This window comes from Arthrobacter sp. MDT1-48-3 (assembly GCF_054511015.1).
In genome coordinates, this window is the sequence record NZ_JBTNDL010000009.1 from 44,069 (window position 1) to 58,432 (window position 14,364).

General features: G+C 61.7%; 18 protein-coding genes. 5 read left to right on the top strand and 13 right to left on the bottom strand.

The genetic code is table 11. The features are described from left to right. Window positions 1-88: 88 nt before the first annotated feature. From ACX80L_RS15535 to ACX80L_RS15555, 5 genes are all read right to left on the bottom strand, one after another. Complete coding sequence (locus tag ACX80L_RS15535) at window positions 89-451, bottom strand: histone-like nucleoid-structuring protein Lsr2 (RefSeq protein WP_459290745.1); 363 nt, start codon at window positions 449-451, stop codon at window positions 89-91. Between the two features lie 323 nt (window positions 452-774). Further along, window positions 775-1,938 carry a glycoside hydrolase family 26 protein gene (locus tag ACX80L_RS15540; RefSeq protein WP_459290747.1) on the bottom strand — a complete coding sequence of 388 codons (1,164 nt, stop codon included), beginning with the start codon at window positions 1,936-1,938 and terminating at the stop codon, window positions 775-777. A 157-nt stretch (window positions 1,939-2,095) separates the two neighbouring features. Further along, window positions 2,096-3,337, bottom strand: a complete 1,242-nt coding sequence (locus tag ACX80L_RS15545; RefSeq protein WP_459290749.1) for an ABC transporter permease — start codon at window positions 3,335-3,337, stop codon at window positions 2,096-2,098. A gap of 2 nt (window positions 3,338-3,339) precedes the next feature. Beyond that, window positions 3,340-4,335, bottom strand: a complete 996-nt coding sequence (locus ACX80L_RS15550; RefSeq protein WP_459290853.1) for an ABC transporter ATP-binding protein — start codon at window positions 4,333-4,335, stop codon at window positions 3,340-3,342. Window positions 4,336-4,530: 195 nt separating this feature from the next. After that, window positions 4,531-4,704 (bottom strand): hypothetical protein, encoded by a 174-nt coding sequence (locus tag ACX80L_RS15555; RefSeq protein WP_459290751.1) that lies wholly within the window; start codon window positions 4,702-4,704, stop codon window positions 4,531-4,533. Between the two features lie 264 nt (window positions 4,705-4,968). Between ACX80L_RS15555 and ACX80L_RS15560 the strand changes: the two genes are divergently transcribed. Next, entirely contained in the window at window positions 4,969-5,319 is a 351-nt protein-coding gene (locus ACX80L_RS15560; protein ID WP_459290753.1) for a PadR family transcriptional regulator, read from the top strand. Further along, entirely contained in the window at window positions 5,312-5,857 is a 546-nt protein-coding gene (locus ACX80L_RS15565; protein WP_459290755.1) for a hypothetical protein, read from the top strand. Before ACX80L_RS15560 ends, ACX80L_RS15565 begins: the two co-directional genes overlap by 8 nt. A 153-nt stretch (window positions 5,858-6,010) precedes the next feature. On the opposite strand, the gene ACX80L_RS15570 is transcribed toward ACX80L_RS15565, so the two are convergent. From ACX80L_RS15570 to ACX80L_RS15590, 5 genes are all read right to left on the bottom strand, one after another. After that, the gene (locus tag ACX80L_RS15570) at window positions 6,011-6,589 is read right to left on the bottom strand and encodes a hypothetical protein (RefSeq protein WP_459290757.1); all 579 of its coding nucleotides are present in this window, start codon (window positions 6,587-6,589) and stop codon (window positions 6,011-6,013) included. Beyond that, on the bottom strand, window positions 6,586-6,921 hold the full coding sequence (locus ACX80L_RS15575; RefSeq protein ID WP_459290759.1) for a hypothetical protein: 336 nt from the start codon (window positions 6,919-6,921) through the stop codon (window positions 6,586-6,588). The genes ACX80L_RS15570 and ACX80L_RS15575 overlap by 4 nt, the downstream gene beginning before the upstream one ends. Before the next feature lie 140 nt (window positions 6,922-7,061). After that, window positions 7,062-7,973: a DNA/RNA non-specific endonuclease gene (locus ACX80L_RS15580; RefSeq protein ID WP_459290761.1), complete on the bottom strand. Its 912-nt coding sequence runs from the start codon at window positions 7,971-7,973 to the stop codon at window positions 7,062-7,064. Between the two features lie 732 nt (window positions 7,974-8,705). Further along, window positions 8,706-9,446: a GAF and ANTAR domain-containing protein gene (locus ACX80L_RS15585; protein ID WP_459290763.1), complete on the bottom strand. Its 741-nt coding sequence runs from the start codon at window positions 9,444-9,446 to the stop codon at window positions 8,706-8,708. Between the two features lie 104 nt (window positions 9,447-9,550). Next, on the bottom strand, window positions 9,551-9,823 hold the full coding sequence (locus tag ACX80L_RS15590; protein WP_459290765.1) for a hypothetical protein: 273 nt from the start codon (window positions 9,821-9,823) through the stop codon (window positions 9,551-9,553). Window positions 9,824-10,042: 219 nt separating this feature from the next. On the opposite strand from ACX80L_RS15590, the gene ACX80L_RS15595 reads away from it, so the two are divergent. Then, entirely contained in the window at window positions 10,043-10,384 is a 342-nt protein-coding gene (locus tag ACX80L_RS15595) for a hypothetical protein (RefSeq protein WP_459290767.1), read from the top strand. Window positions 10,385-10,951: 567 nt separating this feature from the next. Here the strand turns inward: ACX80L_RS15595 and ACX80L_RS15600 are convergent. Both ACX80L_RS15600 and ACX80L_RS15605 read right to left on the bottom strand, forming a co-directional pair. After that, window positions 10,952-11,242, bottom strand: coding sequence for a hypothetical protein (locus ACX80L_RS15600; protein WP_459290769.1), 291 nt, complete (start codon window positions 11,240-11,242; stop codon window positions 10,952-10,954). 156 nt (window positions 11,243-11,398) lie between these two features. Continuing rightward, on the bottom strand, window positions 11,399-11,722 hold the full coding sequence (locus ACX80L_RS15605) for a hypothetical protein (protein WP_459290855.1): 324 nt from the start codon (window positions 11,720-11,722) through the stop codon (window positions 11,399-11,401). 141 nt (window positions 11,723-11,863) lie between these two features. Here ACX80L_RS15605 and ACX80L_RS15610 point away from each other — a divergent pair, with 141 nt between their 5' ends. Both ACX80L_RS15610 and ACX80L_RS15615 read left to right on the top strand, forming a co-directional pair. After that, window positions 11,864-12,580 (top strand): hypothetical protein, encoded by a 717-nt coding sequence (locus ACX80L_RS15610; protein WP_459290771.1) that lies wholly within the window; start codon window positions 11,864-11,866, stop codon window positions 12,578-12,580. An 85-nt stretch (window positions 12,581-12,665) separates the two neighbouring features. Beyond that, window positions 12,666-12,995, top strand: a complete 330-nt coding sequence (locus ACX80L_RS15615) for a hypothetical protein (RefSeq protein WP_459290773.1) — start codon at window positions 12,666-12,668, stop codon at window positions 12,993-12,995. A gap of 716 nt (window positions 12,996-13,711) precedes the next feature. Here ACX80L_RS15615 and ACX80L_RS15620 read toward each other — a convergent pair. Next, window positions 13,712-14,362, bottom strand: coding sequence for an ATP-binding cassette domain-containing protein (locus ACX80L_RS15620; protein WP_459290775.1), 651 nt, complete (start codon window positions 14,360-14,362; stop codon window positions 13,712-13,714). Window positions 14,363-14,364 lie beyond the last annotated feature (2 nt).

Below are 14,364 nucleotides of genomic sequence, written 5' to 3' on the forward strand. Positions count from 1 at the left end.
GTTTGTGAGGTCGGGGCGACCAAGGTTCGATGTGCAGTGGGGCCCCGCCACTATTCCCCCGCCAGCCGACTAACCGTTAGGTCAGGTTCTAGTGGGCTTCGTTGTAGGCATCGACGATGGACTGAGTGATACGACCACGGGAGCTGGGGTTGTGTCCGTTGTCCTGCGCCCACTGGCGGATCTTCTGCGTCTCTTCCCGCTTGGACCTACTCGTGGATGTCGAGGACGAGCTCTGCCCGCCCTGCCCGCTCTGTGCTCCCTGTCCGCGACGGCCCGTCTTCGCCTTCCGGCCCTTGTCCACGTACTCAGACAGGGTTAATCGGAACTTTTCCGCGTTCTCCGTCGTGAGGTCGATCTCGTAGTCGGTGCCGTCGATACCGAACCGGACGGTTTCATGAGCTTCTTCACCATTGAGATCGTCAATCAAATCCACCTGAACACGCTGCGCCATTGTCGTACTCCTCAATTACGTGCTGATCATAAATAATTCCCCTTTTATCGATTCTAGCTCAAATGAGACTAAGCATGCTTCACGTCGTTATTGGCGCCATCATCATTACCGGTGTCCTCACCGTCACTGATTGAGGGAGTGACCAAGCTGAGCCAAACCCAGCCTCTAGCGCTGGCTTCCGCTGAGGCGTGTGAGGAATCGGATCTTTGCTGCTGTGTGAGTGTGCGCGGTCGGGTGCGCCTGGGTGCGGTGAGCATCAGCTAGGCGTCATGCATTGACGGCCATGGGGTAGTTCCCACGCCTGGTTCTCACCCACGGCGGTTTTAGGCGAGGGGTTCTCCGCAGGTTTGCGGTTTGGGTGCGTAGTGGTACCAGTCCGGTAGTGCGCTGGTGAAGCTGGTGCGGGTGGTGTCGTTTTCCAGGACCGTCCAGTCCACGGGCGCGCCGACTTCGGGTTCTATCTTGTTCCACTCGAACCAGTTGACCATCTTCAGTTGCGGGAATCGTTCCTGCACTGTGGGGTCGAAGACCTGCTCCCACCATGCCCGCTTGATGTTCAGGCTTCGGAGTTCGCCGATGTCGGCCTGCACCAGGGACGCTGTCTCGGGGATCGCGACGGGTTTGCCGTGGTCGACTCCGTACTGGGTGTAGAAGTCCGGCAGTATCGCGTCGTTGCCGTTCTTGCCGTTGTAGGTACCGGTGAGCTGGTCGATGAACTTGCCTTCTTCGGGCATCTCACTTTCTGCCCAGGGGTAGGTGTTGCCCCAGTGGTAGAGGGACATGCCCACCCAGTCCACGGCGTCATCGCCCGGGTAGTAAGGGGCGTACGGGTCATCGAAGGACGTCAGGGCGCCGTCACCGGTGGTGTCCAGCTCCGCGAATCCGGGGGATCCGGGGAGGGATTCGAACTCACCTCCCGCAAACGGGTACCCGCCGGCGTAGTTCGGCGCCCACATCATCGCCGACCCCGGGGCCTGCTCGTGGACGGCGTCCGCGACGCGTCGGTAGGCGGCGATGTACTCGGCTGGTTGCTGTCCCCAGGGGTACCAGGACCCGTTCATCTCGTGGGCGAAGCGAACGATCACCGGCACCCCGTTGGTGTTGAACCGTGCGAGGAGGGCTGCGAGCTCGTCCGCGCGCTCGGACGTGACCGCGTCGAGTCCTTCCATCGGTTCCAGGGTCAATAGCAGCGTGCCCCCGTTCTGGCGTAACTGTTCGGCCGCTGATGCCAGCAGGTCGGGGTCTTCCTCGTTGAAGGGGAAGTCCGCGAATGTCACTGCGACAGCGGGGCGTTCACCGAGCTTGTCGGAGTACTCGGCGAGGGTTTCCCTGCCCCATTCCAGATTCACGCCCATCAGCGTGCCAGTATCCGGGGCGAGGTTGCGCCCGTCGATCGGATCGCAGGGGACGGCTTTGGGGTTGATGTTGCAGGCGCATAGGGACAGGAGCAGCATCGCCATGACCAGGCGAACGAAACGTGAGACCACACGTCCAACCTACTGGTGAGGATCCACCCTGAAAGCGGAAACAGACCGAACTTCACCGAGTCCTGCGCCTACCCTGCAAAACCGAAGCCAACTATCGAGTGCACCCCCGCACGGAGGACCGGCAAGGTCCTCGGATCGTTGTGCGGTCGTCCTGCGCTCAGGCGTTCGCTGTCGTGCGGCGTCGGTTGGGGCCGAGGGCGGTCTTGAGGCTGACTTTGTTGGTGTAGGCGATGGATCCGTGTTGGAAGAGTTTCACCGCGATACGAAGCATGAGCGCCGAGGAGATGAACAGGATCGCGATGACGATGCCGGCTTCGAGGAGGTTCAGGGAGCCGAAGCCGTTGCGCAGCAGCGCGGTGATGGGCGCTGAGTAGGGGAAGTACGTGAAGATCTGTACGACGAGGGCTTGGGGGTTGGAGATGATCAGGGACACGGCGTAGAAGGGGATGAACAGCAGGGCGATCATCAGGCCCATGAAGTTCCCGGCTTCCTTCGCGGTCGGCATGATCGCACCCAGTGCGACCAGGCTGGTGGTGAAGAGACTGAAGCCGCCGATCATCAGCAGCAGGCCGATGATCATGGTCTGCGGGTCGAAGATCAGGGTGCTGAGGTCGAAGTCGGGGATGTTGATCTGGTTCCGGAAGAACAGGTACCCGATGACGATCGGTGTGGAGAAGATGATGACTTGCAGGGCGCCGATCGCGAAGAGAGAGATGACTTTGCCGGTGATCAGGGTGGTCGGGTTCAGGGTGGTCAGGATCATCTCGGTGACCCTGTTCTCTTTTTCCTCGAGGGTGGAGGAGAGCATTTGTCCGGCGAGAAGGACGAGCAGCCCGTAGAAGATCACGATGTAGAGCATGGGCGGGACGATCGCATTGATGCCTCCGGACTCGGCCCCGTCCGCGTAGGTCGTCACATCCACGACCGGGCTGGTCTGGGTCAGGGCGAGCAGGGTCGGGTCTTCGATATTGGCTTGCACGGCCGCGTCGAGCATGGCTTCGGCGACGCCGGAGTATTTGCCGTTCGCGAAGATCCCTTCATCGGCCCCGTAGACCCTGATGGGTTCGGACTGGGGGTTCGCGGGGTAGGCGAAGTACGCATCCAGGGACCCGTCCCTTACGGCGCTGATGGCCTGATCCTCCGACACTGCAGCTTCTGCACCGAAGAGCTCGGCCTGCTCGGGAGTGATGAGCCCGGATTCGTCGGTGTAGGCAATGGTGAACTCTGCATCGCGCTGGGCCTCCGCGGTGGCCGCTGTGGTGGAGTTCGAGAGGTAGATCAACGCGATCACGACGCCCATGATCAACGGGACGGACAGGGTGCCGATCCAGAATCGGGCTTTGGTGATCGTTCGCAGGAACTCGAACGTAACCACGGTCCGGAGGTTGTGCTGTGCCATGCTCATACTCCTGTCTGTCGCAAACCCGTACCAGTAGCCGTACCTGCGAGCCAGGTGGCATCAGAACCGGCATCCACACCTCCAGTGGCTCCATCGTTGGATTTGCTTGTGGTGCCAGTCATGGAGGTGGTGGCGTCGTTCTCGTCGCCGTAGACCTTGATGAAGATGTCCTCGAGGGACGTCTTGGAGGTGGTGAAGCTGCGTACGGTCAGGCCGGCGGTGACGAGCTCGCGCAGGATATCGGCTTCGTCCTGGTCATCGGGCAGGGACAGTTCGGCGTAGTTCCGTTCCACCAGCAGTACCTCGTATCGAGGTGAGCGGGGGAGGGTGCCAGAGTATTTAAGGCGGATGGTGCGGCCGCCAAACTGATTCTGCACGGCGTCGATCGTCCCGTACGCCTCCGCCCGGCCGTTCTTGAGCAGGATCACGCGGTCGCAGAGCCGTTCGACTTCCTCCATCTGGTGAGTAACCATGACCACGGTCGCCCCGTTGGATTTCTGCTCCTCGATGATGTCCATCAGCAGGCGCCGGTTCACCGGATCGAAGCCCTTCGTCGGCTCATCCAAAATCAGCAGTTCGGGCTCGTTCATGATCGTCACCCCGAGCTGAATTTTCTGCTGCTGCCCGCCGGAGAGCTTATCCAGCCGGGTGCTCGCCTTGTCCGCCAGGGCGACGCGCTCAAGGTACTCCATCGACCAGGTGCGCGCCTGGACCCGGGAGAGGCCCTTGAGCCGGCCGAAGTAGGTCATTGTGTCGATGACCTTTTCCTTCTTGTACAGGCCTCGTTCCTCCGGCAGGTAGCCCAGCCGGCCGCCGTCCTCGGGCCGGAACGGGCGCCCGTTGATGTGCAGGATCCCGGCCGTGGGCTGGTAGATGCCGAGCAGGGCCCTGATCGTCGTGGTCTTGCCTGACCCGTTACTGCCCAGGAACCCGAACGTCTCACCGCCCACCACATCGAAGGACAGATCCTCGATGACCGTCGTCGACCCGAAATCCATCCGGAAATGCTCAATATGGACCAGCGCCTCGTGCACCCTTTACCCCCACGGTTATGGCATCGATACGCGCTGCAGTTCAGCCTGCAGCGCTCCATCCCACCCTACCCAGCGACGCCAGCAACCACGCCGATCGGGTGGCGAAACCTATGCGCTGACACCTGTGCGCTGACACCTGCGAAGCAATGGGTCCTGCTGCTAGTTGTTGCTGCGCTTACCGTTCTTACCCGCGGTGACGCCGAGCCAGATGAAAACGCCGGCGAGGATGAGGAACGTGAGCATGCTCGGTTGACCGCCCGCCATGCCCGAAAGACCGACGACCCCGAAGGTGAATGCGATCAGCAGATACGGGAGTTTCAGGTCCTTCGACATACCCGCGATCCTAAGACCACGCCCTTCTCCGTGAAAGGCTTACCTCTTCTCGAGGTGGGATGACATTCCGGCTCGCCGCCGCCGACGGCCCGATCCGGGCCGGGCTCTCGCGGTCCAAGGCGCGGCCGGTGATACTCCGCAGAGAAGAGGGCGCTAGCTTGTTGATCTGTCGCCTTGGCTCGTCGCGACATCCATCAAACGGCACCCTGCCTCGGCTCTCCCTGCACCCTTGCCCCTCTCTGGTATTAATGTTCTAGTAGTACCATGTCGAGAATTCAGGCGCAGCAGGACGCGCAACTCACCAGAGCGGCCCTGCCTCTGCTGACGCTCACACTCCTCTCCAACGAGGAGTCCTATGGCTACCAACTCATCGAACGTCTCGCGGACCTAGGCCTGGAGGTAACGACCGGGCTGATGTACCCGCTGCTCAGCAGACTCGAACGAGACGGTCTGGTCAGCACCCGAATGGTCCCCTCGACGAGCGGACCCCCGCGGAAGTACTTCGCCCTGACCGAAGCAGGCCGCATCACACGAGCATCTGCCCAAGACCAGTGGCAGGTCGTCGCCACTGCCGTACACGCTGCTACCGAGAAGGAGAGCGCACCTCATGCCTGAAAAAACTCTGAAAGCCACTGCCGCCCGTCGTCGATCCTTCGGGGAGAAACTCCGAGCCGATATGTACCTCACCCGACTCGACTGGCACCTCGAGGCAGTTCTGCCAGGCAATGAACGGCGGGCAACGGTCAAAGAGCTCCGACAGACCCTGGCCAGCGATCCCCGAGACACGACCACCAGTCTCCGGGATCTTGGCGCACCGAAGATACTCGCAGAGCAGTACGCCAGCGACACGCGGCGCAGGCCCTTGTGGTCCATCGGTGTCATCACCGCCGGCGCAGCCCTGCTGATCTACTGGACGGTGTTCCTGTCCTACGTGTTCGGGATGCTCGCCGCCGTTGAATCCCTCGGCTCCACCGAAGCGCGCGCCACATTCCTCACCATCGAGGTGAGCGCATACTCCACCACCGAAGCCATCGGGATCAGCTGGACCAGCGACTGGGCCTGGCTCATCCTCCCCACCATCATCGCCGCACTCGCCTTCCTCCTCGGAGCCCGCACCTGGCGCGCAATCACCCCTTCAGCGAAGAGCAACTAAACGGGCGGTAGCAGCACACCACGGCGGGCGTTAAGGGCGGGTATTGACGGTGGGCGCTGCAGATCGGCTGCCTGGCAGGGAAAACCATCCGTGCCGCCGCGGGTGAGGGCGTTCAAGTGACCCTCTGAGGTTGATTCTGCGGTCGGCGGGTGATTAGAAGGGCAGTTGGCCGTGGTTCGGTGGGACAACGAGGATCCCGACAATGTTCCGGGCGGGGTCGTAGGCGACCCGTCCCACCCACTGCCCGGCTTCGCAGTCGATGATGGTGCGGCCGATCAGGGACCCGCGCACGGCGTCGCCCGGGTCGACGGGTGTGCCGTCGGGCAGTTCAAGCCCGGTCTCCCGGCACCCGGTGAGGTTCCCGGTATCGGCGACCGCTTGCGCCCAGGTACCCAGAATGAGGTCCCGCGTCAGAACCGCGGCGGTGTCACCGCTCATCATGGGCGCCAGGGTGCCGTAATCGCCCGCGTCGATCAGTCGGAAAACTGCTTCAGTTGCATTGATCAGATCAGAGGCGGTCTGTGCCGTGGGCATGGTCTCTCCTGTTCGCGGGTCGCGTGGGGACCCGAATCGTTTGAATGCGGCCTGGCGGGTCATGCCCAGTACTTCGCCGATCTCGGCCCACGTGTGGTCCATGCGGGCTTCGGTGACCGCCTGCTGGAGTCCGGTGCGTGCCTGCTCCAGATGCGCTTGGGCGGTTGCAACCTTCGCGAGACTGGCGTCGTCCTTCACCGGGCTCGTCGTGTTCCGGACATCATCGATGTCGTGGCGGGAAGAATCGCTCCCACAAAGATGATCGCCGGCGCCCACATCGCCAGGTTCTGACCGCTGAGCAGGAAGAAAACAAAGCCCAGCGGCACAGCGATGAGAGCTGCCGTGGCGTAGGCCCGAGCAGATACAAAACCCCTGCGGGGTGTGGCGTACGAGCCGAAGAACAACATCATCCACAACGACAGACCGAATACGGCGCCCATGACGAATCCGGGCCACCCAACCGAGGTGATGAACCCGATCGCCACGGTCATCAGCACCCATGTCAGAAACGATGCCGGGAAAGTGCGCATACCCCCACCCTTACGCACCACCCATATCACCGTCAACCATCAGTTGACGTGGATACGTTGGGAGATGCGTACTTGTGTGCCGGTGAGCCAAGGCTGCGGGGGCGAAAAGTAATGTCCGTATAAGGCTTGCCGTGCGAGCTCTAGCCCTTGGGCTCGAAGTCCAGGTCCAGGCTCTCGGGGCTGGTCAGTTCCCGCCAGGCCGATATCACCCGAGCGCGTGGTAGCGCTGTGGCGATCGGCATCCGATCCACGGCGATGAGTTGTGCCAGGTCCAGTCCGGTCAGCGCGGCGATGTCACGGATGGGGACCTGGAAGGTGCGGAACGGGCCCAGCGGGGGAGCCTCCCCGTCACCTCCTTCGCCGACTGCTCCTGGCCGTGGGATATCCGGTAAGTCTTTGAGCTGCGGTGTCTGATCCACGACGTAGCCTGTCGCGGCCAGAGATCCGCTTTCGAGGAATACGGCGACCTTGAAGAACCGCAACGGGATCTCCACGCCCCGGTACACGGGGTCAACATCGCTGAAAATGGGACCGGTGAACACGATCAGACGCCGGCCGTTGTCGGCGGCGTTCTCGAGCAGATATGTTTCCAGGCCGAGCCACAGCTCGAAGCCTTGGTTGAACTTCGCCGCCTGCGGGGCTGCGTTGGTGTAGTGGAAGGTGTCCTCGTTCGCCTGGGCTGCTTCGGCCCCGGTGTCACCCCAGACGGCGGATGCCCGGCGGACGAGGTGCCCGCGGTCGATGTCGTTCTTCGCGTACACCCTCTCCCCGGTCTGGTGGTCCTCTGGCAGGCGCGGATCCAGCCGCCACTGAATGCCGGACCGGTCAAGGTCCATCAGCTTCGCCCCGTCAATGCCGAGGGCCGTGATCGCCGCTAGGCGCTTGTCGGTGCGCATCAGCACCGAGAAGTGTGTATAGGGCAACAGGATCGTCTTGGTGTCCTCGAGAGTCGGGATGGGCACCCGGCGGCCCAGGAACTGCTCGTCGAAGCCCTCCCGGTCGGACAGATCCTCGACACGAGTGGTACGCAGTTCCGGCAGCAGCTCATCCATGACCGGAACCTACCAGCGGCGCATGACACTCAGATGAACACCTGCAGCCCTTGCACTGGTCCTGTACAGGTGATTCCTGCCGGCACCCGAACGGTTCAGCTGCACCCAGCAAGGATTCTCTTCAGGCTCTCATCAGTCGCGGGATTTTCGCGCTAGCCGCACCCCAACCAGCACCCCTGTAAGAGCCCAAAAAGCGCCCACCCCCACACCCGCAAGCACAATCCAAAACGGAACTCTCAACGGATCTTCGACGGTATGCAGGTCCGGCGATTGGTCACTCATGCTCAGGATCATGCCATAGGCGCAAATCGAGAGCCGGCCCGCGCAGGCATCTCAGGTAAAACAGGTGGTGAACTCGTCGAATGAGGTAGTCATTCCAAGGCAGTCAAAGTTCCTGCCTTCCTAAAATGAAGACAGCGAGGCCCAATGCCCGCACCAAGATTCCGGCCACTCTGGCCGGGTAAGACGTGACCGGCGTCGAGCGGGATCCTGAGACCATCCCGCGCCCCAGCCGCCGCCGGTCACCCAGTGTTACCAGCCACCATCACCGCCGGTCTCAGGTGCGCTGAGCGGTCCAGCACATCCGGTGTGCGGCTGTGACGTTAACGATTCTGATGGTGCTGTTCGTGGTGGCGGTAGCACGGCGCCATGGTGATCGCAGTCCTTCCCGGTACTTTTCCGTTGCCCGTCGTGAGCGGCTTAGGCAAACGTTGCTTGTCAGCGGCTGCGGGGTCAGGGGATGAAGTGGGTGGCAGGTGTCTGTTGTCCGAGGGACTCCACGACGGCGGCGGCGATGTCGCGGAGTTTCATGTTCCGGCCGCTCGAGGCGGCTTTGAGGATGGTCATGGCGTCGTCGTGGCTGCACCGGTTCTGGGCCATGATGATGCCCGCAGCGACGTCGATGGTCGTCCGGTTGCTCATGGCCTCGGTGAGGTGGTGGTTGGTGACCGTGAGCTGAGCGATGTGGACCGCCATCCGCAGCAGTTGTGATGCTTCCTTGCCGAGCGTGTCCGCTGCGGTGATGACAGTGGGGTCGAAGGCGTCCGGGGCGGTCGCGTAGAGGTTCAGGCCGGCTGCGGCATGGCCTTCCAGGGCGATGGGTATACCCAGGGCGGACCGAATACCGTGGCCCACAATGGCCGCGGAGTACGCGCCGAAGCGGTCCTCGGTCGTGAAGTCCTTCACGACGTAAATCTGTCCCTCGCGCGCCGCACGCAGGCACGGCCCGTCGTCATAGGCGAGTTGCACCTCGTCGAGGTTCTTCGCCTGGTTGCTGCTGCTGGCGATGACGTCCTTACTATTGGGGCGTAGCAGTGTGACGCTGCAGAACACGTCCCGTGCCTCAGTGGTAAACGTGGTGGCTGTGAGAATGGCAAGTCTGTTCAGGAACCGTTCGAGGTCCGTGCTGTCCAGGACCAGGTCCTGCAGCTGTGCCGGCTCACTTTTCCTGCGCTCATTACTTCCTTCGGTCATCTTCACTGTCCTTTCAGGGGATGCCCGTCTTCCGTGTTCCAGTAGGGGGCTTCCCTTGCAGTATCAATCGCAGCTTCAACGGTAACCCTGCTGCCAACGCACCCTCAGCCGCCTTGTTCCCGGCCGCCCTCGTTCACATCATCCTTCCGGCCAACCGGGTCCTCCCGGTCATCTGGACCCTCCCGGTCGCCCGGATTACTCGGGTTACCCGGGCGGTCGAGGTCGGCCAGGACCCCCTTCAGACCCAGGGCAACCAAGGCCTCCGGCTCGTCGGGATCGTTGCTGTAGGGGGCTGTGTGCCTTGGTGTTTCACTGATGAGTTCGTTCACCGCGTGCACGACGAAGTCCCGCTCCAGTTGGGGGAGGCTGAGGCGCACCAGCTCTCAAACGCCTCCACGCCGATGCCGACCGTCCAAGAACCAGCCCTTTCGCACCATGCGAACCGGGAGTTTGTCTGAAGATGGCACTCTTCTTGAAGGCTATGTGGCGGAGTCGATGTGTGTCTGGCTGCGGAGTGCTGGCGGGGGAGTGGGAGACTTTTTTGCATGGGGAATGTCATGGGGAATACAAAGGGAGGGCCGGGGCCCGAGGAGTATGTGCAGGCAATCGAACGAGTGTTTGCGCGCTGCCCAAGCCTCAGCGGGCTGAGGCTGATTTCGGCCGAAGCCCTGCTGGGTTTCGCGACCGTCCGGTTCGAGGGCCCGGTGGATGATTTCCGGGGACCGTATGGGGCGATGGTTCGCCTACCGAAAATGCAGCACGATGACCTGTGGAACCGGTACGTCGACGATCGGACTGCCACAGTCGATGACTGGGCGCACGCCGGCATCGCCATGCGAGCAGTCCGAGCGCACACGCTCAGCCAGGACCTAGACCGCGTCTACACCATTGACGGTGTCTGGTGGATCATCAACGATTGCCTCGACATCTTCGGGTGATGAACTGTCCGGCAATTGGTTTGCGCGGGGCTGGCTTCGAGCACTCTCCCAGCCCAGCGGGATGAGGAGATCGACCACTCCAGCCTGGCCATGCATTCGGCCAGCAGTCACCGACGCTGACCCAGGACGAGAATGACCCCCCCTTGCAATGTCCGTCTGCAGGAGCTTGATCCTCACCGCGGCAGCGCGAACCCTGCCCGCATACCATCAGAACAACAGCGCGCTATTCACGAACAGTCAGGCGCCTGATAGGAAAGGGTCTTCCCCGTGAACGGAGAAGACCCTTTCCTGCTCTTGAGAGACTAGGGATGTCAACAAGAACACCAATCAGCGTAAGCGAGAGCACCGCGTGCGTCATGACACGACGCGCGTCCTGTCGCTGATCTCTCGAACACTATCCTTCGAGGTGCGCAGTCTCATCGAGGGACCCTTTGACCGGATCGTGGGCTGTGGGCCCGAGCACCAGTGCGGACTCGGTGCCCGGGCTCCGGCGTCAGCTGTATCGCTATTAGCGACGGATCTAGAAGGGCATCATCCTCATCACCGCCCGATACGGTTCTGCTGAGATCATGGGCCGCTGATGAAGGTGATGGTGACGACGAGTACCTGGATGAAGACGAAGCCCCAAAGTGCTGAAGTGGCAGCCCACCACGGATGCCCGCCCTTCAGAGCGAAGCCAGCTCCGGTCAGGCCGAGCAGGATGGGTATGGCGAAGACCCAGATCGGGCGAGGGACGCCTCTTCCACTCCAGTCGGGGAGGAGGAGGACGACAGCAGTGGTCAGGAGCATCAGCACCCAGGTGGTCATGGGCCGAGTGGTTCGCGGTTCCTGGTGGCCGGCGTGATCTGCGTGGGTCATGGCTTTGGCACCTCCTATCCTTCGTGCGATTTGTTGCGTGGTTGTCGGCGTACTTCAAAGGGTTGCAGAGGCAGTAGGTGAAGTATGTGCTCACTGTTGCAGCTACGGCTGCTGCGCGTAAGCCAATCGTTCTACGTGCTCTTGAAACCGTGTTCACTAACTCGGGGCGAAAGCCGCGATGTGCACCGGTTCTCCGGCGTTGGGGTTGCTTCCGAGTAACCGGATAAGTCCACTCGTGCGTGGGCTGGCGAAAGGCCTCACCTGCTCGTGCTCCATTTCGACGAAGAGCTCGAATCGGCGTCCGCGCGCATTCTCCTCTATCCACTGGTGTACCTGCGTCAGATCCTCGACGTCACTGAGAACGAAAGCATCGAGCATCCAGCCACGCGGCGGTGTTGCTTGTTCCCAGAAGTTGACCCGATAAAACGGAGAGTCAATGAGGTCGTGGTTCTCTGCGTGGACAGTTTCAGATGCCTGCATGCGCTCCACGGTAGGCACCTACACGTCCGCACGCGGCTCACGACGAGAGAACGTGATCTCATCGCAATGAAGCAGTGCCGCAGGAGGATCCGTCTACGAGATGCATTGACAGGCAGGATCACTGCCTGACTGACTAGCGACATGGTCAATGACGCCGTCCTCGATAAGGTCCTGTTCGTGACGCATGAAGCGGTCAGCAATGATCTGCTCTCTGACGCCGATTCCCTGGCTGCCGGGATCGAAGCTGCGGGCTGGGTGCGCGCGGTCGACGGAGGGCACTGGTACTACCCTGACGAACCCTCCTGGTCGCTGCTGTCGTCGGACCACGCACCAAATCTGGCCGTGTTCCTGACCGAGGAGGACGCTTCGGTGGTCTTCACCACGGGCCAGGAACTCGCGCGGCGGCTTGACCAAAACGAGGACCTGCACCAGCACGAGTCCCGCCCAGGGTGGCCAACGTGGTCACCTGATGATGCGCGCTGGGCGGAATGGACGGGACTCGGACCCGACTGGGTGATGTGGGACGGAGGCCCTGCCCGGATCTCTTTAAACGTACAGCCGGCCTACCAGCCAGGCCGTCATCGCTCGCCACCGCACCTCCATTTCCAGATCGAACGGCTCGACACCCCAACGGAGGGACTCCCCACGAACTTTGGCCGAGCACGCCACGTCGCCGCCTCAGGATCACCTGTCGCACGCTGGTATCTCGCTGGAGAAGTCGACCTGCCCGAAGACGTCATCGATGCTCTTCAACGTGACTCAGACCCTGCCGTCGTCGCAGCCATCGAGTCGGGAGAAAAGTACCGCGCGATGCACGCTGCCGCGCAGGAACACCTGAGGCGGCACGACGAACCCTGATCCGGCCAACCAGGATTCCCGCTGAGGGATCCTTCAGCGGAAGGGATCCGTAAGAGAGTAAGACACCCGAATTGAGGATCATTGAATGGAGCCCTTTGAGGTCAGTGTCGATGACGAGCTGTTTCGCATCAGTGAAGAGGTTCAGCCAGGCGGAGTGCGTAGTTATGACTTCAGTTGGTTGAACGGGCCGGTTGGTGGCACCTACGGCTTCACAGTCGGACAATTCGTTGAGGCCTTTGATGATCATAAATTTGAGCCTGCAACTCCTTTGACCCGCGACGAGCTGGTTCGGGAAGCGCGGGAGTTCGTGAAGGCGTTTTACGAACCAGGTGGAATCGGTGATGACTTCCCTGACCATGTGCCGACTCGCACACTTGGATCGACGGGCCCACAGCCAGTCCCGCAGGCGGATTGACCTAGGTCTGCGAGAGGCAGACTTCAGTACGACTGGGCAGATTTGTGGGAAGTTTCCGATCCTCGAAGCCACCAAACGAGTGCCCACATAAGGGCTACCACGATAGCCGCTACTGCTGCTGAGGTCATCGCGGAATCCTCCACACCGTGATACGGCATAGCCCAGTTCTCCAACTCGGGCCGCTGAGACCACTCGCGTATCCGGTTTCGCGCGGTGATTTCAGTCGTCGCAAAGTACGTAAGAGCTGCAACACCCAAGGTCGTCAGCGCGACCGCCGCTACCCAAATCATCCGCTTCATAAGACCTCCCTTCACACAAGCAACCCTTCATACAGGCAACACTTTTTAGACCCACGCGATCGGAGTGAACTTATCGACCACCAGCTTGTGGTTCCGCACACTGTCTTCCTTGGCGCGCCTGGCGTGACCGCGTCGGTCACAACCCGCAGCGCCATCATTCATCGCCCGTAACTCTGGCGATGAACGATCGGTATACGGCATTGATTCGTCTCAACATAGAGAGACGCCACCGCAAGCTACTCATAGCTCCGCCTCACCCCGAATGTCGGTCGCAGCTCACTGGCAGAGTTGCACCTTGAGGCGCTTTAGAGTGCCTTCAGTCGAAGGGCGCGCGCCTGTCACGAGTTCGCATTTGCTGATCAAGCGAGTTTCCGGTGTCCTTGGCCGCGAGGGTGGGAGCGATGCGGTATCACGCGCTTACTCAGATGCGCTTAGTGAGGAGATCCTGGAGCAGCGGCCGGCGACGAGGGGGTCGTGGGTTGCTAGAAGGATCGCTTTTCCCGCGTCAGCGAGCATTTGGAGTTGGTCGAGTACAGATGCGGCGGTGTCCCCATCCAGGGATCCGGTGGGTTCGTCCGCGATCACGATGTCGCAGGATTTCAGCAGCAGGCGGGCGATGGCGACGCGTTGTTGCTCGCCACCGGACAGTGTGTGCACGCGCCGCTTCTGAGTCCCTGGTAGCCCCACCTGCTCCAAGGCTGCATCTATCGCGTCGGCTTCAGAGGTGCCTGGCTTGGTGTATGCCATGGCCACTCGCAGGTTCTCGGCCACCGTTGCTCCGTCGATCAGTGCGTAGTTTTGAAACAGGTAGCCCAAGGTGTGACGACGAAGGAGTAACGCTGCCTTGCTGTGAGGCGCCGGCGCCGGCCGTTGAGCCAGCGAAATGCGCCCAGCATCGGGGGCTTCGAGGAGGCCGACGAGATTGAGCACCGTGGACTTGCCTGACCCGCTAGGCCCGGTGAGGGCCACCATCTCTCCAGCGTGTACATGGAGGTTGAAATTACGGAGGACGACGTGGTCTCCAAACCGTCTGGTAACAGATTCCAACTGCACGCTCGGTTCAGTCATCA